General features: G+C 55.2%; 17 protein-coding genes. 1 reads left to right on the plus strand and 16 read right to left on the minus strand.

Going from position 1 to position 23,710, the window contains the following annotated elements:
* The first annotated feature begins 198 nt into the window (after window positions 1-198).
* Window positions 199-2,007: a gamma-glutamyltransferase gene (gene ggt / locus CRO74_RS13310; RefSeq protein ID WP_097126541.1), complete on the plus strand. Its 1,809-nt coding sequence runs from the start codon at window positions 199-201 to the stop codon at window positions 2,005-2,007.
* A gap of 107 nt (window positions 2,008-2,114) precedes the next feature.
* Here ggt and CRO74_RS13315 read toward each other — a convergent pair whose 3' ends face one another.
* From CRO74_RS13315 to CRO74_RS13385, 16 genes are all read right to left on the minus strand, one after another.
* Window positions 2,115-2,795, minus strand: a complete 681-nt coding sequence (locus tag CRO74_RS13315; RefSeq protein ID WP_097126542.1) for a 3-keto-disaccharide hydrolase — start codon at window positions 2,793-2,795, stop codon at window positions 2,115-2,117.
* A 121-nt stretch (window positions 2,796-2,916) separates the two neighbouring features.
* A complete protein-coding gene (locus CRO74_RS13320) occupies window positions 2,917-3,924 on the minus strand; it encodes a hypothetical protein (protein WP_097126543.1) in 1,008 nt (335 codons plus the stop codon).
* Between the two features lie 153 nt (window positions 3,925-4,077).
* A complete protein-coding gene (locus CRO74_RS13325) occupies window positions 4,078-7,182 on the minus strand; it encodes an FAD-binding and (Fe-S)-binding domain-containing protein (RefSeq protein ID WP_097126544.1) in 3,105 nt (1,034 codons plus the stop codon).
* A 348-nt stretch (window positions 7,183-7,530) separates the two neighbouring features.
* On the minus strand, window positions 7,531-7,794 hold the full coding sequence (locus tag CRO74_RS13330) for a hypothetical protein (RefSeq protein ID WP_097126545.1): 264 nt from the start codon (window positions 7,792-7,794) through the stop codon (window positions 7,531-7,533).
* 47 nt (window positions 7,795-7,841) lie between these two features.
* Complete coding sequence (locus CRO74_RS13335) at window positions 7,842-8,192, minus strand: hypothetical protein (protein ID WP_097126546.1); 351 nt, start codon at window positions 8,190-8,192, stop codon at window positions 7,842-7,844.
* Window positions 8,193-8,264: 72 nt separating this feature from the next.
* Entirely contained in the window at window positions 8,265-9,320 is a 1,056-nt protein-coding gene (locus CRO74_RS13340; RefSeq protein WP_097126547.1) for a DUF4097 family beta strand repeat-containing protein, read from the minus strand.
* A gap of 70 nt (window positions 9,321-9,390) precedes the next feature.
* Complete coding sequence (locus CRO74_RS13345) at window positions 9,391-10,764, minus strand: hypothetical protein (protein ID WP_144035914.1); 1,374 nt, start codon at window positions 10,762-10,764, stop codon at window positions 9,391-9,393.
* Between the two features lie 114 nt (window positions 10,765-10,878).
* The gene (locus tag CRO74_RS31565) at window positions 10,879-11,040 is read right to left on the minus strand and encodes a hypothetical protein (protein WP_179830192.1); all 162 of its coding nucleotides are present in this window, start codon (window positions 11,038-11,040) and stop codon (window positions 10,879-10,881) included.
* A gap of 23 nt (window positions 11,041-11,063) precedes the next feature.
* Window positions 11,064-11,522, minus strand: coding sequence for a hypothetical protein (locus CRO74_RS13350; protein WP_097126549.1), 459 nt, complete (start codon window positions 11,520-11,522; stop codon window positions 11,064-11,066).
* Window positions 11,522-15,688: a glycohydrolase toxin TNT-related protein gene (locus CRO74_RS13355; RefSeq protein ID WP_097126550.1), complete on the minus strand. Its 4,167-nt coding sequence runs from the start codon at window positions 15,686-15,688 to the stop codon at window positions 11,522-11,524. The genes CRO74_RS13350 and CRO74_RS13355 overlap by 1 nt, the downstream gene beginning before the upstream one ends.
* A 136-nt stretch (window positions 15,689-15,824) precedes the next feature.
* Window positions 15,825-16,910, minus strand: coding sequence for an OmpA family protein (locus CRO74_RS13360; RefSeq protein WP_097126551.1), 1,086 nt, complete (start codon window positions 16,908-16,910; stop codon window positions 15,825-15,827).
* 80 nt (window positions 16,911-16,990) lie between these two features.
* Window positions 16,991-19,396 (minus strand): ABC transporter permease, encoded by a 2,406-nt coding sequence (locus CRO74_RS13365; protein ID WP_097126552.1) that lies wholly within the window; start codon window positions 19,394-19,396, stop codon window positions 16,991-16,993.
* Between the two features lie 162 nt (window positions 19,397-19,558).
* Window positions 19,559-19,858 (minus strand): hypothetical protein, encoded by a 300-nt coding sequence (locus CRO74_RS13370; RefSeq protein ID WP_097126553.1) that lies wholly within the window; start codon window positions 19,856-19,858, stop codon window positions 19,559-19,561.
* Between the two features lie 27 nt (window positions 19,859-19,885).
* Window positions 19,886-22,261: an ABC transporter permease gene (locus CRO74_RS13375; RefSeq protein WP_097126554.1), complete on the minus strand. Its 2,376-nt coding sequence runs from the start codon at window positions 22,259-22,261 to the stop codon at window positions 19,886-19,888.
* Window positions 22,262-22,575: 314 nt separating this feature from the next.
* Complete coding sequence (locus tag CRO74_RS13380; RefSeq protein ID WP_097126555.1) at window positions 22,576-23,151, minus strand: hypothetical protein; 576 nt, start codon at window positions 23,149-23,151, stop codon at window positions 22,576-22,578.
* A gap of 80 nt (window positions 23,152-23,231) precedes the next feature.
* On the minus strand, window positions 23,232-23,642 hold the full coding sequence (locus CRO74_RS13385) for an ABC transporter permease (protein ID WP_179830193.1): 411 nt from the start codon (window positions 23,640-23,642) through the stop codon (window positions 23,232-23,234).
* Window positions 23,643-23,710 lie beyond the last annotated feature (68 nt).

Consider the following 23,710-nt stretch of genomic DNA (forward strand, 5'->3'; position numbering starts at 1 on the left):
GAGTGAACGAGTAACGGGCGTTTTACCGAACTGATTTTTTGCCAGTACAACTCCAGCTATGAAAGTACGATAATGATGCAGCTTCCCCAAACCATTTTGGACAAGTGTGAGGTTCGGGCGGATAAGTGGTGGATTTGGGTATCGTTGGGATAACGTTATTTTTGTAAATTAACACGATACAACCGCAATAGAATCCCTATGAGTATACGTCTCGTTCCTTATTACTGCCTGCTTGGTTTTGCCCTGGCGGTCGCTTCCTGCAAGACCCAGTCGCCCACAACCACAACCGCCGATACGAAAGTTAAGCAGAGCCAGGGTGTTTATCAATACCGCGATGAAGACCCAACGATCAAGCCCTTCTTCTCCGATCGGGTTGGCGTAACCGGGCGAAACGGTATGGTGGCATCGGCGCATCCGGAGGCTTCGCAGGTGGGACTGGCTATTCTGAAAGCGGGTGGCAATGCGGTCGATGCGGCTGTAGCGGTTCAGTTTGCGCTGGCAGTGGTGTATCCGGGCGCGGGGAATATTGGCGGTGGCGGATTCATGGTGTATCGGGATAATGCCGGGAAAGCCTACTCACTCGATTACCGGGAAAAAGCCCCCGGACGCGCGACTCAGAATATGTACCTCGATTCGCTGGGGAATGTCCGGCCGGGCCTGAGCATCAGCGGGCATCTGGCCAGTGGCGTACCCGGTTCGGTCGATGGGATGGTCGAAGCCCACAAACGGTTCGGCAAGCTGACCTGGGCGCAGGTCCTGCAACCCGCCATCGACCTCGCCAGCAAAGGTTTTCCGCTAACGGAACGGGATGCCCTTGGGCTCAGCCGGATCAAAACGGACCTGAACACGATTAACCCCGGCAAAGTGTATTTTCTGAAAAGTGCGGTACCGACCGATACCGTATCCTGGCACAAAGGTGATCTGCTGATACAGACCGATCTGGCTAAAACGCTTCAGCGCATTCAGGCGCAGGGGCGGGCAGGCTTTTATGAGGGAGAAACGGCGCGTTTGCTGGCCGAAGAAATGGTACGCGGCAAAGGACTGATTACCGAAGAAGACCTGAAAAATTACCACTCCATCTGGCGCGATCCCATTCTGGCAGCTTATAAAAACTACAACGTCATTACCATGCCGCCCACCTCAAGCGGGGGCATCGCGCTGGTGCAGATGATGCGTTTTACAGAGCCCTATCCATTGCGCAAGTGGGGCTGGAATCGGGACAGTACCGTGCAGGTTATGATCGAAGCTGAACGCCGGGTCTATGCCGACCGGGCCAAGTTTCTGGGCGACCCCGATTTCGTGAAAGTGCCCGCCACGCAGCTGATGAGCCCTGAGTACCTGCGTACCCGCTGGACTGATTTCTCCTGGGCCAAAGCAACCGATAGCCGGGCCGTTCGGGGCGGCACCATTCCGGGTTACGAGAGTTTGGAAACGACCCACTTTTCGGTAGTGGACAAAGAAGGCAATGCCGTGAGTATTACCACCACCCTCAACGGGGGGTACGGCAGCCGGGTCGTAATTGGTGGTGCCGGATTCTTCATGAATAACGAAATGGACGATTTTAGCATAAAGCCCGGATCGCCCAACATGTACGGACTGATTGGCAACCAGGCAAACGCCATTGCGCCCCACAAACGTATGTTGTCGTCCATGACACCCACAATCCTCGAAAAAGACGGGAAATTGTTCATGGTAGTGGGTACGCCGGGCGGATCGACGATCATGACATCGGTTTACCAGACGATTCTGAACGTTATTGAACATGGCATGACCATGCAGCAGTCGGTCAACGCGCTGAAGTTTCACCACCAGTGGCTGCCCGACAAAACGATTTTCGAAAACGGGGCCTTCTCCAGCACCACCATCGAAACCTTGAAAAGCCGTGGCTATATTTTGGAACAGCTCAGCAACACCCTCGGCCGTATGGACTGCGTGCTGGTTCGCCCCGATGGTTCCTACGAAGGCGCATCCGATCCCCGAGCGGACAATACCGCACGGGGTTATTGATGGTTGCACATCGGCTAAATGCCGATCCAGTCAACTCATTGTTCATGGTAAGCAAAAAGGCCCTACTCTGATTAACAGAGTAGGGCCTTTTCATTTTAAGCGTACGTTTACAATTCCCGAATCTTTACATTCCGGTACCATACCCGCTCTTTGGGGCTGTGGTTTTGCAGGGCTATTTTGCCTTTTGCGTGGGGCGTTGCATACGGCCAGCTGGCGAATTTGCTCTTGGCGACCAGCGCTTTCCACTCGTCGGAACCATATTGGTAATCGACCAGCTTTTTGCCGTTCAGGAAATGCTCTACGTGGTTACTGTTGACCACAATGCGGCCCTTGTTCCACTCGCCGGGGGCTTTGGTAACCGTGAAATCCGAGGGAGGGATCATGTCGTAGTTAGCCCCGGTCATCTGGGTATCTTTCAGCTTGTAGGGCTTGCCATCGCCATCCAGATAGCCTTTGTCGTCGATTACCTGGTATTCCGGTCCCGACATGTACGTTGACTTAATATCCGGGCTATCGATGATTTTGTAGACAACACCGCTGTTGCTGCCTGCGGGAATTTTGAACTCGAACTCCAGCTCGAAGTTCTCGTATTCTTTGTCGGTTACGAGGTCGCCACCGGTACCGTCGGGCGTTAGGGCGCCGTCTTCGATCGACCAGCCGACTACGCCATCTTTATGATAGCTATGCCATCCTTTAATGGTCTTGCCGTCGAACAACATTGTCCACTTTGGAGGTGCTGTAAACGCGAAGGCACCGAGCAAAAGGCAGGGAATAAGTAGCTTTTTCATGTAGTTTGGAATTTTAGGCTAAATGTATAAAAAAGTAACGCGGCTGGGAAGCCGCGCCTGAAATGATTATGACACCATGCTCAGGCGCGGCTTCCCAGCCGCGTTACGTTCATTTTATTCACTAACTCGCCATGTCGCGGGCGGCTTGTGGGTCGTTGTATTTGCGGTCCAGCCCTTCCGTCGATTTTTGGTCGGAGCGGTCCGGGCCGGAGATCATATCCTGAGCCGTAACACTGCTTTCGTCGGCCAGTTCGCGGGGTAGGTTCTGGGCTTCCTTCGCTTCCTCAGGGCGTTCGGCCGGCTGATTTTGGTGCGTGTCTTTTGCATTGACATCGTACGGACGGGCCGATTCACCCGTGTCGGGTTTGTCTTCCATACCCGTATCGTCCGGGCCGGCGGCATTACCCTGGTAAGCCGTTCCGGCAACGGGTTCGCTGGTTTCCAGGTCATCCGGTGGCATTACGCTTGGTAAGCCCGACGTAAACGTGCTCAACGTTCCCGCATTAATTTCGTGCGAGCGGTCGGGTTGATCGGGTTCCTGAATCTCGGGCCTGGTTGGGTTTGGCGAACCGGGTAAGTCTGGAATTTCCGGACCCGGAACCGGTGGAGCCGGTGGTGTCTCGGGAATGCCCGGAACGGGTTGCATGGGGTCGGGGGTGCCGGGCGTTGGCGGAATCATATCGGCAGAAGGGTAATTGCCACCGATGAAATTCCAGCCGTTGAATGAATTTGTTTTGGTTTCGTTCGTATCCGGTGCGTCCTCAGACGGCAAGCCTGTGTTGACAGTCGAACCGGCGTCCGGATTGCCGGTAATGTCGCCAACGGCAATAGGGTCGTCCGGCATTACGGAAGGGTCGAATAGGGTGCCTGCACGCAGGGCCGCATCCGAGTTCTCGTATTTCTTTTTATCGTCGCCGATCAGGGCTCGCTCTTCGTCGCTGCCTAAGCGGATCCGAGGCATATCATCCGAGACATCATCTTCCGTATCGCCCATCGAGACCAGTTTGCCATCAACCAGCTTTACCATATTGGTTTCGGCCTGATCGGCACTGAACATCGTTTCGGCGTGTTCGCTGGAGACTGTGTCGGCCTGCCTGGCTCCATCGGAGAGATTTGCGTTGTTTTCCATGACAATGTGAATGTTTAAGGTCTATGGAGAACCGCTGGAAAGGCAAAAGGTTTATTTGCGGGACTGTATCCCGGGCGTCACGTCTGGGTAGCCGAAGGCTAAACGAGTATATAACAATTAGCCTTCGACTACCCCCGGTTAGCTGGGATACAGTTACACCAATGCATCGAACAGAATTTCGGCGGGGTGTTGAGCTTTGCGACCGGTACCGTCTTTAATCTGGTGCCGACAACTGGTGCCTGCCGCCGAAATAATAGCCGTTTCTGCCTGCCGCACAGCCGGGAAAAGCACCATCTCGCCAATCTGCATCGACAGTTCATAATGTTCGGCTTCGTACCCGAACGAGCCCGCCATGCCGCAGCAACCCGACGGAATTAACTGAACCGTGTAGTTTTTGGGCAGCGAAAGCACCTTCTTGACCGGAATCATGGATGACAGGGCTTTCTGATGACAATGTCCGTGCACCTTCACCAGTTGGGTATCCGTCGTGAACAGATTCCGGTCTACGCGTCCGGCGTCGGCTTCGCGGGCGAGCCACTCTTCGAACAGAAAAACGTTTTTGGCGATGCGTTCGGCGTCTTCTTTGAGTTCGGACGGAACGAGGAGCGGGTATTCGTCGCGGAAGGTGAGAATGGCGGAAGGTTCGAGGCCGACCAGTGGTTTATCATCCGTAACGAGGTCTTTGAGCAAGGTCACGTTACGAATGGCAATGGCCTTGGCGTCGTCCACCAATCCCTTCGACAAATACGTGCGGCCACTTTCCACATGCTCGGGAATGGTGACGGAATAACCCAGACGCTGCATTAACAGAATGGCTTTCTGCCCGACTTCTACATCGTTGTAATTCGTGAATTCATCGATGAAAAGCAGGAGCGAGGAGTTAGGTGTGATGGGCGAGGAGGGTTTGGCATGCAGCGATGGCCAGTAATTCTTCCGGGTTTCTCGGCCGATCCGTTCGTTTTCCTCTTTTTTCTGTTCCCACCACCATTTAGTTAAGGTCGTCTTCGCCAACTCCGGCATGGTGCGGTCGGGATGAAAACCGACGGCACGGTTGGCTGCCTTCCGGAGTGTTGGGTTGCTATAAATGGCGTTGTACGTCCAGGGGACTTTGCTGGCTATTGACATGAGCCTGGTGAAGTTGCCAACCAGCCGCGCCCGTAGCGGGATGCCTTTTTCGCGGTAGTGCTGCTGAGTGAACTCGGCCTTCATCCGGGTCATGTCCACACTCGACGGACATTCGGCTTTGCAGGCTTTGCACGAGAGGCATAAGTCGAGTACGTCTTTAACGGCTTCGTAGTCGCTCTCAACGGGTTTTTCGGTACTACTGTAAAAATGCCGCAGGATGTTGGCCCGTGCGCGGGTGGTGTCGTGTTCGCGCCGGGTAGCCATGTAACTGGGGCACATCGTTCCGCCGGAGATTTCAGTTTTGCGGCAGTCGCCGGAGCCGGAGCATTTCTCGGCCAGTTCCAGCAAGCCGCCGTCTTTCGAGAAATCGAACACGGTTTTGGGTTGCGGAATCACTACATCCGCTTCCGAACGCAGCGACTCGTTCATGGGGGGCGTGTTGACAACCTTGCCGGGGTTGAAGGTATTCTGCGGGTCCCAGAGTTCTTTGACGTCCTTGCATAATTGAAAGTTTTCCGGACCGAGCATAAACGCGATGCACTCGCCCCGTAGTCGCCCGTCGCCATGCTCACCGGAGAGTGAGCCGCCGTATTTTTTGACCAGTTGCGCCGTATCCATCAGCAACGCCCGAAATTTGGCGCGTCCTTCCGACGATTTGAGGTTGATGAGCGGCAACACGTGAATCTCACCCGCTCCGGCATGGGCCGAATATTCGAGTTTCAGGCCGTGATTTTCCCAGGCCATTCTATCCAGTTCGTCGATGTAGTCCGGTAAGTCGTGAACATCGACGGCCGTGTCTTCAATAACATTCGCCGGTTTATCGTCGCCGGGAATGTTGTACATAATGCTCAGTCCGGCTTTGCGTAACGCCCAGGGCTTTTGGGTGTCGGTATCGAATAGGATCGGATAGGTATATCCCAACCCTTTCTCCTGTAGCGCATCCACAAAATTCTGCGCTTTCTGGCCTACACCCGCTACGGTTTCGTCAAAAAACTCGACCATTAGAATGGCCTTCGGGTCGCCTTGAACAAACGTCCGGTTTTTGGCCTGATCGATGTTAGTTTTGGTAAGTTGCAGGATGTAATCATCCACCAGCTCCGAAGCCGAACAGTTGTGCGCCAGGGCCACCAGATTAGCTTCCAGCGATTGACGAATGGTATCGAAATGCGCACACACCAGCGCCGACTCTTTAGGCGGCAACGGCAGTAAATTCAGCTTGGCTTCCGTAATGAAACAAAGCGTCCCCTCCGAACCGGCAATGAGGTGAGCGAAGTTGAAGGTGGGGGCAGGGGGCAGAGGGGTCGGGGCATGGGGTAGAGGGGTAAGCCCGGATTTGGCTTCTTCTCCCTTACCCTCTGCCCTTACCCCCATGCCCTCTGCCCAAAATGTTGCCATCGCATCCAGCGCGTAGCCCGTGTTTCTTCGTTTGACGGTAGGCTTTGGAAACCCTTCGCGAATGTGTTTCTGAACGTCAGGTTTTGACAGCCAGTCGCGGAATTGAACGTACAGCCGCTGTTCGAGCGGACTGACCACGTTTTCGCCCCGGCATTTGGCATCGAACTGCTCCTGATTGAGTGGGCCGAAGGTCACTTCCGCTCCGTCGCTGAGTACAGCTTTGACTTCGAGGAGATGGTCGCGGGTGGTGCCCCAGATGATGGAGTGCAGACCGCAGGAATTATTGCCAATCATCCCGCCAATCATGGCGCGACTGGCGGTGGAGGTTTCGGGGCCGAAAAGCAGCTCGTGTGGTTTCAGGAAGGCGTTTAGATCATCGCGGATAACGCCCGGCTGGACCCGCACCCACCGTTCGGCCGCGTTGATGCCCACAATGCTGCCAAAGTGTTTCGAGATGTCGACAACGATGCCGCTGCCCACCACTTGCCCGGCCAGCGATGTACCGGCTGCTCGTGGAATCAACCCCAATTTATGCTGCTGAGCGAAACGAAGGAGTTTCTTTATATCGGCAACGGATTTCGGCAGGGCTACCGCAATCGGCATTTCCTGATACACGGAGGCATCGGTGGCGTACAGAATCCGTTGGGCGGTATGCTCGGGCGATTCATCGAAATAGAGTTCACCTTCGAACGAAGGCAACAGGCTGGCAAAAGCGGGGTTTTGGGAAAGGCGAAACATAGCGGCAAAAGCGTCAAACGTCCTGTAAAGATACTAAAACGACGGGCGTTTGTGGAAAATGTTGCTTCTGGACATCCACTGGCTAAAGTCCCCATCTACCATGAAAACGCGCCAAACATATACCCCGATTCGAATTGATATGACACCCTTTGTGTCGATTGCGCTGTTGCTGATTGTCTTTTTTGTTTGGCAAAAAGCATTGAAAAGACCCGCCATTCTGGGCGTTACCATTCCTGCGGATTGCCATAAATACGAGTCACCCGAGTATCCCCGTAAAGTAATATGTCTGTATTTGCTCGATAAAGATCAGGTGGGTATCATGCAGTACTGGCCTCGCGCCATCTGCCCTCATTGCGTTTCCATAAATTTTTTCACTTCCGCCATGACGTCTACAGGCTCGTTACGATCGAGCGCATTGGCAATACGGACGATGTCGTCGTAAGGAAGTGCGTAATCGGGTTCGGTAACTTCGTCCTGAGCGACCTTGTCGGCTACTACCTCTTCCGCTTTTACAATGATCTGCACCCGACGGTTACCAAAATACGCTTTGATACTATCGACGAGGTCCTGACCGGCTTTGTCGGCATCGATATGAAAGACAATAGAATCCATAGGCTGCTTTTTAGGTAAGATAACCAAATCAGGTCGTCAAAGTTTTCTTACCCCCGGTCCAGCGCCCGTTTCAGGAGGCCGCCGATAAAACTGCCGATGAAGGTCAGGATCATGGACCCGTACAGCCCGAAGTTCTCAATATCCCGGTCGGCGGGGCCGTCGGGGGTGGGTACGATGAGCATGTATCCCAGCCAGATAATGATCACCTGCACCACTGCCAGAAACCAGCCCCTGCGCGATTCCAGAAATCCGAGCCCGGTAGCCAGCGCCGTAGCCACGAAATACGGGAGGTGGATAGAGGGTGTTAGTTTAATACAAACCAGAATGATGCTGCTGCTTAGCAGGGTAAGGCCAAGATTTAAAAACAGCCGACGGTCGAAGAATGAGGATGTAGTCATACTAAAACAAGACCCGCCGGTTAGCTGGGCGGGTCTTGTTTGGTAAACAAAAATGACGTGAAAAGGTGCTGATCAATTGATAGAAACACTGCCGGCACTGGCCGCAATCTCAACCGGGATACCACCGCCGTTGAGTTTTCCACGAACGCGATCCTTTTCGATGTCGCCTTCAAACCGCGACAGGTTTTCGGGCAGGCTAACCCGGTTGCCGCGCAGATTCAGGTCCATGCCCTTGTTGAGGGGCATTCGTACGTGAATGCTTCCGGCGCTGGTGTTCAGTCGGACATAATCGCCCACTTTCGTCAGGCTCACATCCACACTACCGGCGCTGGTGCTGGCGTCCAGACTACCGGCTACGTTGGCGAGCCGAACACCTCCGCCCGATGTACCGGCTTTGATGTCGCCCTCAATACCCTCGCCCTGAATGCTGCCTCCGCTGGTGCGGGCGTCAATATCGCCTTTGAGGTCGTTGAGCCGGATGCTGCCGCCCGACGTTACCAGACGCATGCGGCCCGTCGACGATCGGGCTTCGATCGAACCACCCGATGTCTGGAGGTCGATGTTCGTGTTGGTCGAGCTGTTGCGGCAACGGTCCATGTGGATAGAGCCGCCCGATGTTTGTCCGTTTATATCACCCTGTACATCGCTCACGTTGAGGCTTCCTCCGCTGGTGCGGAATTTCTGAGAGCCATTAAGCGCTGTAAGCTGAATACTACCGCCCGAGGTGCGCAGATCGGTAGTGACGTTGCGGGGCGTGAAGAATTTGAAACTGATGCTCAGGGAGTTTTTCCAGTTCATGCCGGAGCCCCTGCGTTTGGCCGTTGCTACGATCGTGCTGCCTTCCTGCGCAATGGTGATGTCGTAATCGCGGAGCCGCTCTTCGATTTCGGATTTGTCGAGCCGGTCGTTCCAGTTGTTGGCCCGCACGTACATCTCGACCTTGGCATTCATGTCGGTGCCGCCTTCGATAGTCAGGCTACCGCCCGATGTTTCGGCCCGTACAGCTTTGATATTTCCGGAAAAAGCTTTGGTCTGGTACGGAGTGTCGTTGTTGCGATTCTGAGCCAGAGAGGTTAGCGATAGTGCGCTTACGCTAAGCAGGGTTAGTAGAAACTGGGTGCGTTTCATGGAGTTAGTCTGTTTATAGGGTAAAGATGTTATTTTGTAAAAGAAGGTTGCACGGGGTTGCAAATTTGTATCAGGTCAAACGCCATATCTCAAAGAGACGTTGTTGCAACACCCAGACCGACCCATCGTTGCCCACAAACGAATCGACCGGGTGGGTACCGTTGTAGAAGTGCCAGCCGATGCGTTCGCCCCCGTTGACGCTGCCTTCCGCCTTCGAGCGGTCGTAAAGTTCGCTCTCCGACATACTGGACAGCAGGGTGGCCTGGGCCTGGTTATCCGGCCCGCTGCGGGTGATGGCCCAGCTCTCGTAAACGGGTTTGAGTAGTTTCTGCCCGTTCAGACTGTGCAGCAGCAGGCGGTTCTGCTGTCGCAGGGCGTAGATCGGGACAAGCGCCCGGGGGCTGCTGCCTCCGGCCGTCAGCTCTATCTGGCTCCAGATGCCGCCCTGCTCGTCGGTGATGACGACCGAAAAGCGATTTTCCTGCGGGTCGCGGGCGTCTTTTTTGCCCGGCCCGTCGGTGAACACACTGAGGCTCCCCACCACGTGCCCCGCTTCATCGCAGACCGGGATACGCATGGAAAGCTGCCGGTTGTAGGCGAACGGCACGGGCTGGTCGCGCAGGAGTGTGCCATCGGCCGCGAAGGTGAGCAGATTCACCTGCCGGGCCGATGCGTTCTTGTCGCCCTCCACAAAGCGGGTGGCCAACCCCTCGTAGCGACCGGGGTTGGTGGCCGTAGGCGATAAGGCAATAACCCGGCCCGATTCCTCGGGTAGGCTGCCCGCCACGGCCAGGTATGCCCCGGTTTTGGCTTCGGTAGCCGCCTGTTGGGGAGCCTGCACATCGGCCCGGCTGCGGAGCTGGCCGCTTTGGGGATCCGTTTCGCGGGTAACGACCCGGAAGCGGGGGGAGAGCCGGTAGGTGGCGAAGTTCTGGCCCTGACCGCTGCTCACCAGCCATACTTTTTGAATGGTGGGCTCGGTTTGGGTAAGCTTCGGGTAGTCGCGGCTCATCTCCCGGGGCGTTCCCCCCAGGGGCAGGCGCATCGGGCCATCGGCGGCCTGGGTGCCGAAGACGGCAAAGTCGGCGGGGCTGGCCGAAGGCAGTGCCTGCGCAAAGACCTTACCACTGACCGGGGCGGTGGGTTGCCCCTGGGTATTCAGGGTCTGCTGGCAGACGTAGACCGCCGAGGGGTCAAAGATGGCTCCTCTGGGTTTAGGCGTTTCGCTGATGGGCAGGGGCCGCCCGGCAATGGGCATCCGGGTGAGCAGGCTAAGCTGCCCCGCCTGAACCTCCAGCCGGACTACCTCGACGGGAAAAGGGGGCACGGCAAACTCCGTCAGGTTTACGGGAGTGCTTGTCTCGGTTTTTTGGGCGAGTGCTTTTTGGGTGAATGTGGCAAGCAAAACACTCAATAGTACGAAGTGAATGGTGGGTTGTTTCATCGGTAAACGCATATGGATGGTGGGCTGATGTTCAACAGGTTGTCTTATGTGTAGCTGGTTTTAACGAGTGTGTAACCAGGTCAGTAGGTCATGGTATGCCATCATCTGAGCGGCTTAATCACCGGTCTTACCGTCAGCAGGTGGCATTACCGAGGGGGAAGTAGCCCCTGTCAGTAATGCTTTCCGACCAACTAGTAGCCAGGCAAACACCCCCGCCCGGCGACGACGGGGCCGTTGGGTGAGGTGGGGGCGGTATGAGGGGGTACAGGAGAACATGGTTAGTATTAGTCTAGTAGTGTTCAGTAGAAAATTGCCCGGAGCCTGGCATCTGCTTTCACGGTAGATACTTTGTAAATAAGGCCGGTCATTGGCGTTCGGCCTTTATCGCCCGTGTAACTGTAACAGACCAACAGATCGGTGTCGGTCATAAAGTCCTCTAAGAGGTAAGCGCTTGCTCCATAGTTAATATTCTCAAAGTTAAAATCGTGAGCAAAGCCGATATTATCAGGTATTTCCCATCGCCGAAGATCCCAATGGGTAGCAAGTGCCAAGACAACATTTTTTTTAAATTCGTCTGCCGGGTAGAGTATCACTAAAGCCAACCGCTTCCCATGATCAACTGAAAGGACATTCCTTTTGGGGCTTCCGGGTTCGCTAAAGGAGAGGGTGTACGCTGCTTCCAAGTCGAAAAGTAGTGGTAAGTTAACCTTGACATCGTTTAGCCAGATGTCTGGTGCGTAGGTGCTAAGTGCTTCCATTATTGAAACGGTCTGAGTGGTTGAAAATCAAATATCTCAATGTCGCCATTTTCGATAAGTTTATTAATTCCTATGGCTTTGTTGGTGGCTGGATCGATGAACTTGTACTGGATTCCTTTACCTTGCTTTCCGAACCAGGGTGTTATTGGGCTTTCTTCAACCACAATGCTACGACCCGGTTTTACTCTAAGCTTATAGTAGGCATACGAACCTGGCGGAAGTGCCCGCTCATCAAATGTAAACGGATTACCTGCCAACGGCGACACGAATTCACTCTTTGAAAGATACACATCTTCCAATTGGTTAGCACCAAAATGGAACCGATCCATAACGGCCCCTTCCCGTATCACCTTTCTGACAATTGGCCCAATCGCCCCGTCCAAGGGTGGCCAAACAATCCCCGTCTTGATGTGTTGCGTCATCAACTGATACAAGGCTTCCCACCGCTCGGCTGACCACAATTTGAACGCCTGCTGACTGACTTCTATGGGGGCGTTTTTTATCAGGGTAGGTGTTCGCTTCATGAACTCATCGAAGCTAACGCCCCTCGCCGACGGTAAGACAGAGTTACCTAGAAACTCCCAGAAAACATTACCCGAGCCGTCTTTGCTGAGCTGAATGATGCCTCGTTTGACGCTACCCGTTTCAGTAGCAACAGGGGCATCCAGTATCCGATAGATCGCAACCGTGTTGACCAGACCTCTTTTATAAGACGTGTTCAGGCGGAACAGTCTTGCATTAACCGAATACCGGAATATCTCCTTGTTCAGGTTGGTCAGCAAAGCCCATTCTGCTGGTGTTGCTTTAATTAACCGAAGGCCATAACGACCAACCACCTTAGTCAGGCCCTTGAGCGCACCACCCGTAGACGGCGACAGATCGGGCGAATACGTCATCCAGAACGTAGCCAGCGTTCGGTTGCGTCGGTGACCACCGGCTGCAACGTCCGAGACGGCTTCAGCTAGGCCGGTACTCACCATCCTGGCAATAAAACCGGGAATACTGCCGCCAGTCTCGGCATACTGACCATAACTGGCTTTGAGTTTTGACCAGCCGCTACCTACCGACAGGTCGATGACTGGCGCGACACTTGCTATGCCAAAATTCAGCAGGTCGTAATACCAGGGGAAGTCGAAGTCCCGGTTTTGTTTGTCAACATAATTTTTCTTCTCCTCGCTCCAAATATAAATGTTGTTACTTCCCCGGTCGGAAAACTGAACGCATATCAACCCATCCTTCACCTGTTGGTCGCCCGTATAGAGTAACACGGCATCCTTCCCTCTCAGAGGTACCCATTCTCCTAATGGGCTGACTGCATCAACTTCGGGATAATCAGTGACAAACAAAAAGTCGCCAGGCTCGATGTACTTTGGCAGGAGTATCTCAGGTCTGGCGAGTGTGCTTTCCAGCCTGTTTAGGCCCTTCTCAAATTCGCTGATACTACAATCGCCAGCAGTGGAGCTAAGGCGAGCACCTGCTCTGGCCGAATTACAACTTTTGAGCGTATTCCAGGCGGTCAACAAACTATCATACTGAACGGATGCTTTTGCTCTTAGGTCGTTACTCAGATAGGTCATCTGATCGAGCGCACCTTTCAGACTCGTTAAGTTATCATCTATCTTCCGTGTAGCGTTTTTGTAATCGGCCAGTATGCTCTTAATATCGGAGAAAATAACATCAAGCTGTTTCAGACCTGTATTGGTCTGCACCACCCCTCCCCAACTCGGATCATATGCCGACTGTACCGTGCCCCCCCCCGTGTACTCGTAGCAGTCGTTGACGCTGGCTTGCTTGAACTCGACGGCAATGCGGTCGTTCTGCATATAGGGAATGACCGTATAGCCCACCCCCGTCCAGACGCCGTTACTGCCACCCTGCACCTCCGTTACCACCAGGTCAAAGTCGCCCGTGCGGATGGTGTCGCCGGGAGCCAGGCTACTCAGTCCCAACCCGCCTGTGTCCGAGACGGGTATGGCGGGCCTTGTGCCGCACTGGTAGGTCTGGGCTATGGTGCGGCAGGGTTTGGCCCGCAGGGTGGTGTAAGCCACCAGCGTGTCGGTGCCGCTCACCAGCGTTACTTTGTAGTTGCCAATGCGTCGGCTGGTCAGGGTGGTGGAGGTGGCCGTCGTAGCTACGGCACTCGTGCTGGTGGGCTCACTCCAGCGGTAGGTGTAGCCCGCTAAGCTTTGCCCGTCCAACTCCTCCACCGACAGGTTCAGCGACCCCAGCCCACCGCCCAGGCGGGGGATCAGGTCGGTCTCAGTCTGCGAATTCACCGATTTGATGCGGATATTGAGCGGAGACTGGTTGCAGCGCAGGGTGGCCGTCAGGCTGGTTTGGCCGCCCAGGCTGGCCCAGCAGGTGTCCGCGCCGGTGAGCACATAGGCCCGCAGGCGGTAGGTGCCATCGGCCAGCCCCGTGAAGCGGACCGAGGTGCCGGTAGCGGTCGCACTCAGGGCAAAGCTCGCTACGCCGTTCACGACGGTCGTCTGGCGGAACAGACTCAGCCGGGGGATGGTACCCGGGGGCACGCTAGCCAGTTGCACCGTCAGCCCCCCCGTGATCGTGGTGCTGACCACCGTACCGCTGAGGTACGTGGTCGAGATGCAGGTTGTAGCCATCGGCCCACTGAAGACCAGCGTACAGAGGTGCGGCTCTCCGACTGGTGAAAGCGAAACACTGGTCTGCGCCGTAGCCGTACAGCCGCCCGGGGTGGTCACCCGAACCGTGTAAGTGCCGCTGCTGGCCGTGGTGGTTGTCGGTAGCGTGGGGTTAGCCACCGTACTGCTAAAATTAGCGGGGCCGGTCCACAGGTACGTCGCTCCGGTCAGGTTCTGCCCGTTGACACTCAGACTCACCGCACCGCCCACCGCCGTTTGGCCCGATGGGCTGCTGTTGGTCGCGGTTAGGGACGGCGCACTGGAAACGGTCAGCGAGGTGGGACTTTGTACACCAATGGTCAGCGGGTTGCTGGCCACCACCCGCAGCCGATACTCGCCCGCCGACAGGCTGGCGGGCAGCGTCACCGACAGCGCACCGCCCGCAGGGCTGGCCGTCAGGGCAGTGACGCCCGCCGTAAAACTGCCCCCCGGTGCCGAAAGCTGCACCGAAAAGACGTTGCCGATTCCGAAGTTACCCGACGCGCTGAAAGGTACGCTCAGTGCCCCACCGAGGCAGGCCACCGACCGCTCCGGACTACCGGTCAGGATACCCGTCACCGACACCGGGGCCGACTGCGTTACCGAGCAGGTGGGGCTGATGCGGGCCGTTACGGTATAGATACCGCTTTGCCCCAGATTCGCCCCCAGCCGCTGCAGCACGGCACCCGTGCTGCTGTAGCTGTCCGGCCCGCTCCATGTATAGGTCACGCTGCCCGCCGGGGTGACCGTGGCCGTCAGGGAGATGGTTTGGCCGAGGGTATAACTGGTCGCGCCCGCAATACTGACCGCACCCGCTACCCAGATGTCGATGGCCAGCGAGGGTTCACTGACCACTTCTCCGCTCACGCAGAAAGCCCGGTACGTGGTTGGCACCGTGGGCGAGACCACCAGCACCGCCCCGGTTTGCCCGGTCGACCAGCGCACGGTCTGTTCGGCTCCGCAGCCGTTGGTGACCAGCGTCGTCGATTGACCAGCGCAGAGACTACCCGGTCCCTGCCGTAAAACCTGGGGCGTATTTGGGCTGAGAAACGTAGCCGTAGTGGCCGCCGGGAAACTCTGACACCCGGCCGGCGACTGACAGCGGGCTTCGTAGGTTCCCGTTTGGGTAAAGGCGTTGATCAACCAGGTGGCGCCCGTAGCACTGGTACTGGTCGGGCCGCTCCAGCGCACCGTATGGCCCGCATCACAGCCAGTGGCCGTCAGCGTCAGACTCTGGGTCGTCGCCGTGCCCGCCACCCGCGCCGAAACGGTGGGCTGGGCAGGCTGCGGCAACTGCCCGACCGTAACGCTGGTTAACGCAGAACAGCCCGTCGCATGGGTCACCACGACCGTGTAGGTACCAACTGTTGTGACCGTCAGCGCGGCCGTATTAGCCGTCAGTGATCCTGGTCCGCTCCAGCGATAGGCCGCAGCACCGGCGGGTGTAGCCGTCAGCACCGTGCTGGTGCTGGCGCAGTAACTCAGACTGCCCGTAATTGCCACCGTGGGCAGGGCATTGACCGTCACGGCGGTGGTGCTGGTGGCCGAACAGCCACTGGTGTTGGCGACGACGACCGTGTAGGTGCCCCCCTGCGTAGGATTGATGGTAGCCGTGCTGGCTGCAAACCCTCCTTAAGATATGGCGTTTGACCTGATGTAAATTTTACCGAATTGTAATTTCGACGCGCCGGTTTTTCGCTCGTTCGCCTTCGGTGGTATTATCACCGATGGGGCGGGTGCCGCCGTAGCCGGTGGTGGTGATGCGGTCTTCGGCAATACCCCGGCGTTTCAGGTAACTCGCCACCACTTTCGCGCGGTTTTCGGACAGGGCCAGGTTCAGGCGCGGGTCGCCAACGTTGTCGGTATGACCGGAAACTTCAATAGCCCGAGCCGGATTTTCCTTCATCGCTCGCACCAGTTTGTCCAGCTCGGCCGACGATTCGGGTACTAAGATGTAGCTGCTCTGCTCGAACTGTACATGGTGTAAAGTGAACGTTGTACCCGCGTTAAAGTCAGGTTTGTTAACAGGGGGGCTGGTTGCTGCGACCTGCGGTGTATCCAATGCAATTGTAGGAAGAACAACCGCCTTTTGGGGTGCTGGTGGCTTGATGACCGGTTTCCTCACTACAACTTTGGCCTCTTTCGGGGGAATGGTTTTGGGCGCAGTCGACGCGATGACCGGGGGCGTTGGCGCCGGCTTCTCGGGTGTTTTGGCCAGCGTTACCCGATTGGGGACGGCTTTTTGAAAAAAATGCTGTCCTGTGATCAACGTGCCGGATTCCGAGAATGGGTTGAGTGTATGTTGAGCATCGGGCCGTTGCCAGAAGAGTTGAATTTCGCCCTCCAGCATATCGTTGAAAAAATCGACCCGCAGATCATAGTATTTCCCGGCTTCCAGGATCACACGGCCGCCAAAACTTTCCGAGTCGTTGAGCTGCCAGGAATCCATCACTTTCTTGTTGCCCACCCACACCCGAATCCCGTCATCTACCTTAGCGTAAAACCGGTATTCGCCCGATGCCGGTGCCAGTAGTTTACCCGTCCAGCGGATAGAATAGTAGGATTCGGGCATACCCGGACCAGGGCTTCGGCCCCGCCAGTTGAAGTTAAGTTGCGGGTCGATCCGGGTGAAAACTTTCCGCTCGAAATTCGTCCCTTCATAATAATCTCCTTTCAGGCCCTGCTGGGCCAGTGCCTGGCTTGCCACAAGCCAGGATATGATTCCGTTGAGTAGTCCGATCGCCTTCATTGCTGCGCCATCTTCTGGTAAACATGACTAGTTTAGTCATCAATTCCGATCTGATAACCAGGAAAATGATGTATGGTCAATCACTCATTTTGAAGGCTTTTTGCCGGGTTCATGCGGGCGGCTTTCAGCGACTCGTACCCAACTGTCAGGGCTGTGATCAAACTAGCTACAAGGAGCGTTCCGGCCAGTATCCATCCGCTGAAATTGATGCGGTAGGCATACCCCTGCAACCAGCCGTTCATCAGAAACCAGCCCAGCGGAGCCGCCAGCGCAAAGCCGATCAGAAGGAGTCGGCTGAACTCACGGCCAAATAACCACAACAGTTGAGCGGCTGTAGCACCCAGCACTTTCCGAACGCCAATTTCTTTCGTCTTCGCTTCGGCCATGAACGCCACCAGACCGTACAGACCCAGGCAACCGATCAATACAGCAATGAGCGAGAATACTTCCGCCAGCCCCAGCAGGATTTGCTCCGTCATGTAAAAATTGCTCAGCAGGTCGTCCACAAAATCGGCTTTGAACACATGCTCCGGATATAGCTCATTCCAGGTTTGTTCAACGGCCTTCAGCGTTGCCGGAATGGATGCCGGGTCGAGTTTGAGGGAAGCCAGTTGATTCTCGCGGTAGTAGTTCAGCAGGGTGGCGGGTGGAATGTGCTGGGGTAGTCCGCTCAGGTGAAAATCACGTACGACGCCAACAATGGTTTTGTCGCCACCCCATAGATTGATGCGTTTACCGATTACGTTACCAGGTGAGCGCAGACCTAATTCCCGCACCATCGTTTCGTTCACGAGCGCTTCGTTGTTCGTTGTATCGTTGTTGCGGAAGTTGCGCCCGGCTACCAGTTTGATGCCGTAAACCGATACGTAGTTCTTATCGCCAACTTTAACCACCATGGGGAATTTCTCGGGCTGCGTATGGGTGTCATACGTGAACGGCACGGGCAGTCGCCGGTAAGCTGCGGGCGGGTCAGCACCCAGCGACACGGCTTCGACGCCCGCTATCTGTCCCATCCGGGCACGAACCACATCCTGCTTTAGTACATTGCCAGCGGGCACGGGCACCATCAAAATTGCTTCTTTCCGAAAACCCAAATCGGCTTTTTGCATGTGCCGCACCTGCGCCAGCATAACTAGTACGCCAATGATGAACAGTTGCGTGATGAAAAACTGCGTGACGATCAGCCCCCGCCGAACGAACACCCCGCCAACCTGCTGCGTCGTAAGTCGGCCGCGTAAAGCCGCCACCGGATTAAAGCGAGCCAGCACCAGCGACGGGTACAGACCCGCCAGCAGAATAACGCCGACAATCAGAGCGACAAACCAGCGGAGCGAATCGGGCTGAAACAACCTCCCGATGGAAATGTCGGTGTTCATGATAGACAGGGCGCTGTTGAGCATAGGCAGGCAGAAGTAAGCCAGTGGTATTGCCAGTGCAACAGCCGCCAGCGTCACCAGCGTTGTCTCGACCATGAACTGCCCGATGAGTTGCCAGCGGGAACTGCCCACCGCTTTGCGGACCCCCACTTCTTTGGCCCGTTTGAGGGCGTGGGCGGTGGCAATATTGATAAAATTGATACAGGCCGCCAGCACCAGAAACAGCCCGACAATAACGAGGGCGTACAAAATCAACTTCGGTGTCCGGCCGCCGTATTGGGGCATATGATCCAGATCCGGGAGAGGGATGGCATGAAAGTCCAGTTTCTTCGCTTCGGGCGTGGTCAGGTATTTCTTCCGAAGAATTGGAAATGCATCGAGCAGTCGTGCTACGGGCGTGCCTTCGCGGAGGGTAACGAAGCAAACGGTAAACACGTGAGTCCAGTCCTGCATGGCCTGTTTGCTCCCTTCGCCCATGAGCGTGGGCAGGGTCGCGTAGGAAATAAAAGCGTCGTACCGAAGCTTGGTATTGGACGGCAGGTTTTTAATAAGGCCCGTAACGGTCAGGTTCGTCTGGTTATCGAAGCGTAGTACCTTTCCCATCGGATTGGCCGCACCAAAGTATTTCTGAGCATACCGTTCAGAGAGGACAACCGTGTTTGGTGCGGCCAACGCGGTTTTCGGATTGCCGCTTATCCATTTCGTATCAAAAATGTCGAAGTACTGTGGTTCAGTGAAACACAGGTTGCGTGATTCGTCAAACTTGGTCAAAAAACCGCCTTTACCATCGGGCACAGCCATTATGCGCCGGGAGACGTTTTCGAGCCGGGCCGCCGTTTCCACAAAGGGGAGTTCCTGCCGCAGCACATCACCCATTGGTCGGGGCGTGGCATCTGTTGGGACAATGTTTTCCTGCCGAATGTCGGTAACTACCCAAAACGTTCGGTCAGCTTTGGCGTGGTACCGGTCGAAGCTGAACATGTAGCTGACCAGCAGAAACAGTACAAGGCCGCAGGCCAGCCCTATGGAAAGACCGACGATACTAATTGTGCTCACCTTCCGGTTTCGCCAGAGGTTGCGCAGGGAGATTTTGAGGTAGTTGCGAAGCATGAGGATTGAGAGTTGATTGAGCATTGGGCTTAGATTGGCGCAGGTATCTATAGCTGGCGCGAGCATATAGAAACAAATATATATAATTTTCTTATATATGAAAGGCCAAATAAAGCGTGATACGTACGTCTGTGTATCACGCTTTAATCAGGGGTTGAAAAATCAGTTTCGCGACGATCTCAATAACGTCCGTTGTTTGACCAGGTCTTCTTTTCTAACAAAGGTGATGGGCACAAATTCGTCGGTGGGGGAGCCGATGTAGTAGAGTGTCCAGTCCTGGTCGTACTCGGCCAGGAGCTGCCGGATGCACTCGACCCGGTCGAAGGTGGGTACGCGGCAGTCGCCCCAGTAAAATAACTCGACCCGATAGTGCAGAGCCTGCTTTTGCCCGTTGATGGTTACGTCGATTTCGATGTCCTGCTTACCGGGCAGCGAAGAGATGGGTATAGCGATGTACGACATAGTTTTAGGGGAAGGATTTAATGGACTTTATTCATTTCGAAGACTAGTCACCGGGTTTGTCAGCGCCGTACGGTACGTTCGCCAGCCAATGGTGAGGCCACCCAGCAGGAGCATCGTTCCAAAGCAACCACTTAACAGGCCAATGCCGACGGTGATGTGATGCGCAAACGTCATCAGGAAAAAGCTACTCGCCAGATACCCCAGCGGGAGAGCGATGGCTCCGGCAATGAGCAGCAACCGCATAAAATCCCACGACAGCAGCCACACAACCTGGCCCACGTTAGCACCCATCACTTTACGGACGCCCACCTCTTTGATGCGCAGGGCGGTGGTGTAAGTAACCATACCCAATAGGCCCAGGCAGGCAATCGACACGGCCAGGCCAAGGAGTAGGCCCATGAAATTCAGATCGTCGGTATGGCTGTGCCGATTATACAGAAAGTCGTCGTACCACTGCCCGGCGAAGGGTTCGTAGGGATTGAGTCGTTTCCAGATGCGGGCAATGTCGGCTTTGACGGCCTCGGGGTTTCCACCCGTAACTTTCACCGTCAGGTACCGGAAGTCGTTGGGTTGATAGCGGAGAATGAGCGGATGAATTTTCCAGACCAGCGTAGTAGACTGAAAGTCTTTCACAACACCGGCCACCTGAACATCCGTGCTATCGTTGAGCCAGAGCGTTTGTCCAACGGCCGCTTTTGGTTCGCCCAGTTTGAAGGCCCGCACCGCTTCTTCATTGATCAACACCAGCCGCGAGGCCGAATCCGACACGGATACCGGCAGGTTCTGACCCGCCAGCAGCGTTAACCCCGTTGTTGCAATCAGATTGGCATCGGCCGCGAAAACATCCGTGGCTGAGGAGTCGCCCCCGGCTTTCTGCCGATAGACCATCTGCCCGTTACCGCCATGATCACCAAACAGGGCTACCGTTGCCGATACGCGCTCTACACCCGCCAGTTGGCTAATGTCGGCCGAAAGCCGGGCCGGAGGGAAGCCGTTCAGGGGAATGGTCAGCAAACCGTCCCGCTTAAATCCGTAATCGGTCGTGGCCATAAAGTGTTGCTGCCGGGCCATGGCCAGCAGGGAGATCATGGCCAGCAGGGAAATGGAAAACTGGGCCACGATCAGTGATTTACGCAGGGTTATTCCCCTAAATACGTTTAGTCCCGTCTGGCTCCGAAGTACCTGTGCCGGTTGAAAGCCCGACAGGACGCGGGCCGGAAGTAGTCCCGCCAGTAAGCCCGTTACGACGCTGAACGCCACAAAAACCATCCATAACGTGCCGTTATTTTCCCATTGAACATCACCAATAAGCCATTGCTGCACAAAGGGCATGGGTTTTACCAGTTGCAGCATTCCGTACGCCAGCCCAAGCCCCAGCACCGACAGAATGACGGATTCGGCCATGAATTGTCCCATCAATTGCCAGCGCAATGCCCCCGCAACTTTCCGGATGCCCACTTCGCGGGCGCGGCTCAACGACCGGGCCAGCGTGAGGTTGATGTAATTGAAAGCGGCCAGGAGTAGCGTCAGCAGGCCGACGCCCAGTTCGGCTTCCAGTTTTCCGATGGTGGGTTCATACGTGGAATGCATCAGGTCTTCACGCGAGGGCGACAGTTTGGTCAGCGCCTGGCTTCGGAAGGTGTAGCCCTTCTCGGCGGCAAACCGGATGCCCTTTGTTACCCGACTGGCTAGTCCGGGTAATGAAGCCTCCAGCGTTTCTATGGGTATACCCGCCTTGAGTCGGATATACGTATACCCCTGGGCGTACTGCTTCCAGTCGGTGAGTGCCCGTTGCCAGGCGGGAGTCGATAAGGTTGTCGTAGATACCACCATATCGAAATTAAGATGCGTTCGGGCCGGATGTTTAGTGAAAACACCCGAAATCGTCAGGGGACCGAATTCGGAATGGTCCATGACTTTGCCAACCGGGTTAGCGGTGCCGAAAAAGCGTTCAGCGGTCTGTTGCGTCAGGACAACCGTTTTGGGGGCAATGGCCGCCTGACCGGCTGCCAGTTTGAACCCAAAGATGTCGAAGAATCCCGAATCTACGGCGCTACACACTACCGGCAGTTGTTTCCGGTTGGCGGTGACTTCGCCATAAATTCGAACAACCCGCGTTACGGTCTCGACAAACGGGTAGTTACGAGCCAGGTCCTGGGCAAGGGGTAGGGGCGTGGTGGCGAATCCCTGCTCATCGTTTGTTTTATCGGTTACATCCGTTAGAATACGGTACGTCCGGTCGCGGTTGGGATGAAACGAATCATAGTCGAAGGCTCCTTTAATGTCGATCATGGCCAGCAGACAAACCAGCATACCCGATGCCAGACCAAAGACATTGATGAAGGAAAACAGCTTGTGTTTCCATAATGTACGCAGGGCCGTTTTGAGGTAGTTTCGCAGCATGGGCGTTTGTGTAGAGACGCAACACTTTGCGTCTTTTTCCATCGAATAGCAAAAAGACGCAAAGTGTTGCGTCTCTACAGAAGCCCAAATGTTGTACCAGTATTGTAAGTTATTGTGCGTCAATGGTATACGTGTAATTTTGAACGTCCGCTGTCCGGTATCGGACAGCGGACGTTCAGGAACGGACAGGGGAGTTTACAGTTGGCCCGGCCATCGCGCTATAACAAAACAGGCCACCCAGTAGGTGGCCTGTGTACAAAGAGGAAGATATAAACGGTGAAAAGAAACCAGAGTGAACAGGTAATCAGCCTCATTTACTGATTTCCGGTTTTAATGCCGAAACTCCGTTCGGTGTCTTTGATGATGGCCTGTTTTTCGCGCTCGGTTTTACCAACCACATTGGCCGTCCGCTCGATGACCAACTCTTCGCCATCTTTCTGAAACGTGTACTGCATCCAGAGTCGTCCGTTTTCCTTGTCTTCTTTGACTAATACCGACGAGGGTGCTATATCACTCGGCGACAAGCTCGACGATGCGTGGGCTTCCATGCGAGCCGCCCGGTTGTCTGAATCAGACGTGTAAATAATTGTATTCTCTTCTTTTTTCGTGCTCCGGCTACCACGCCTGGGTTCCGTTGCCACCACCAGAGAGCCCTCCGAGGAAACCCGGTCGAGGGAGTCGATGATGTGATTTTCGAGGGCTTTTACGGCTTTATCGTCCATATCCGTTACGTCGAACGAGCGACGGTAATGGATGGAGCGATCAGGCTGCTCTATGTCAATGCGGATACGAAGTTGCCGACCATCGGTCGTGACGTGTTTGCTGGACGACCGTTGTGCGAACGCGCTGAAACCAACCGTAAGCAGTAACAGGGTAAATAGCGTTTTCATAAAATCGGCAAAAATAGAGAGAAGATTAGGTAAGCATTTATATATTATCCATGATCATGCCAGCTATATATCTTGTTGATTTATAGTCTGTTATTGGTTGTTATGTATGTTCTGTGTCCGCTATCGGACAAATTTTGTACGACAGCGGACAGGCCCGTTTCTATTCCGATCGTAACGATTTTACCGGGTTCATCAGGGCGGCTTTTACGCTCGCGGCAGAACTCGGTTACTTCCGGAAATTCCCTTTTGGTGAGTGTGCCTATTGCCGGAGCCATGTCCGACCAGATGTCGCCCTCTTTGGTTTGCGTGAGCATTCGGTAGAGGGTTGGCAGGTTTTTGTGGAATGTATTTACCGACCGCTCGTAGGCAACATATTCCAGAATGAAAGCAAAGGTGGCAATACCCAACGCCAGCCCGGCCATGTTAATGAGCGAGAAGACCCGGCTTTTCCGGAGTGTACGCAGAGCAATTTTCAGGTAGTTAAGAAACATAGGGCAGGTAGTTGGTGCGTAAACGGCTAAGTAAACGGGGCGGTTGATAACTGCTGTTCAACTCCTGT

The sequence above is a fragment of the Spirosoma fluviale genome (genome assembly GCF_900230225.1).
GTDB classification, from domain to species: Bacteria; Bacteroidota; Bacteroidia; order Cytophagales; family Spirosomataceae; genus Spirosoma; species Spirosoma fluviale.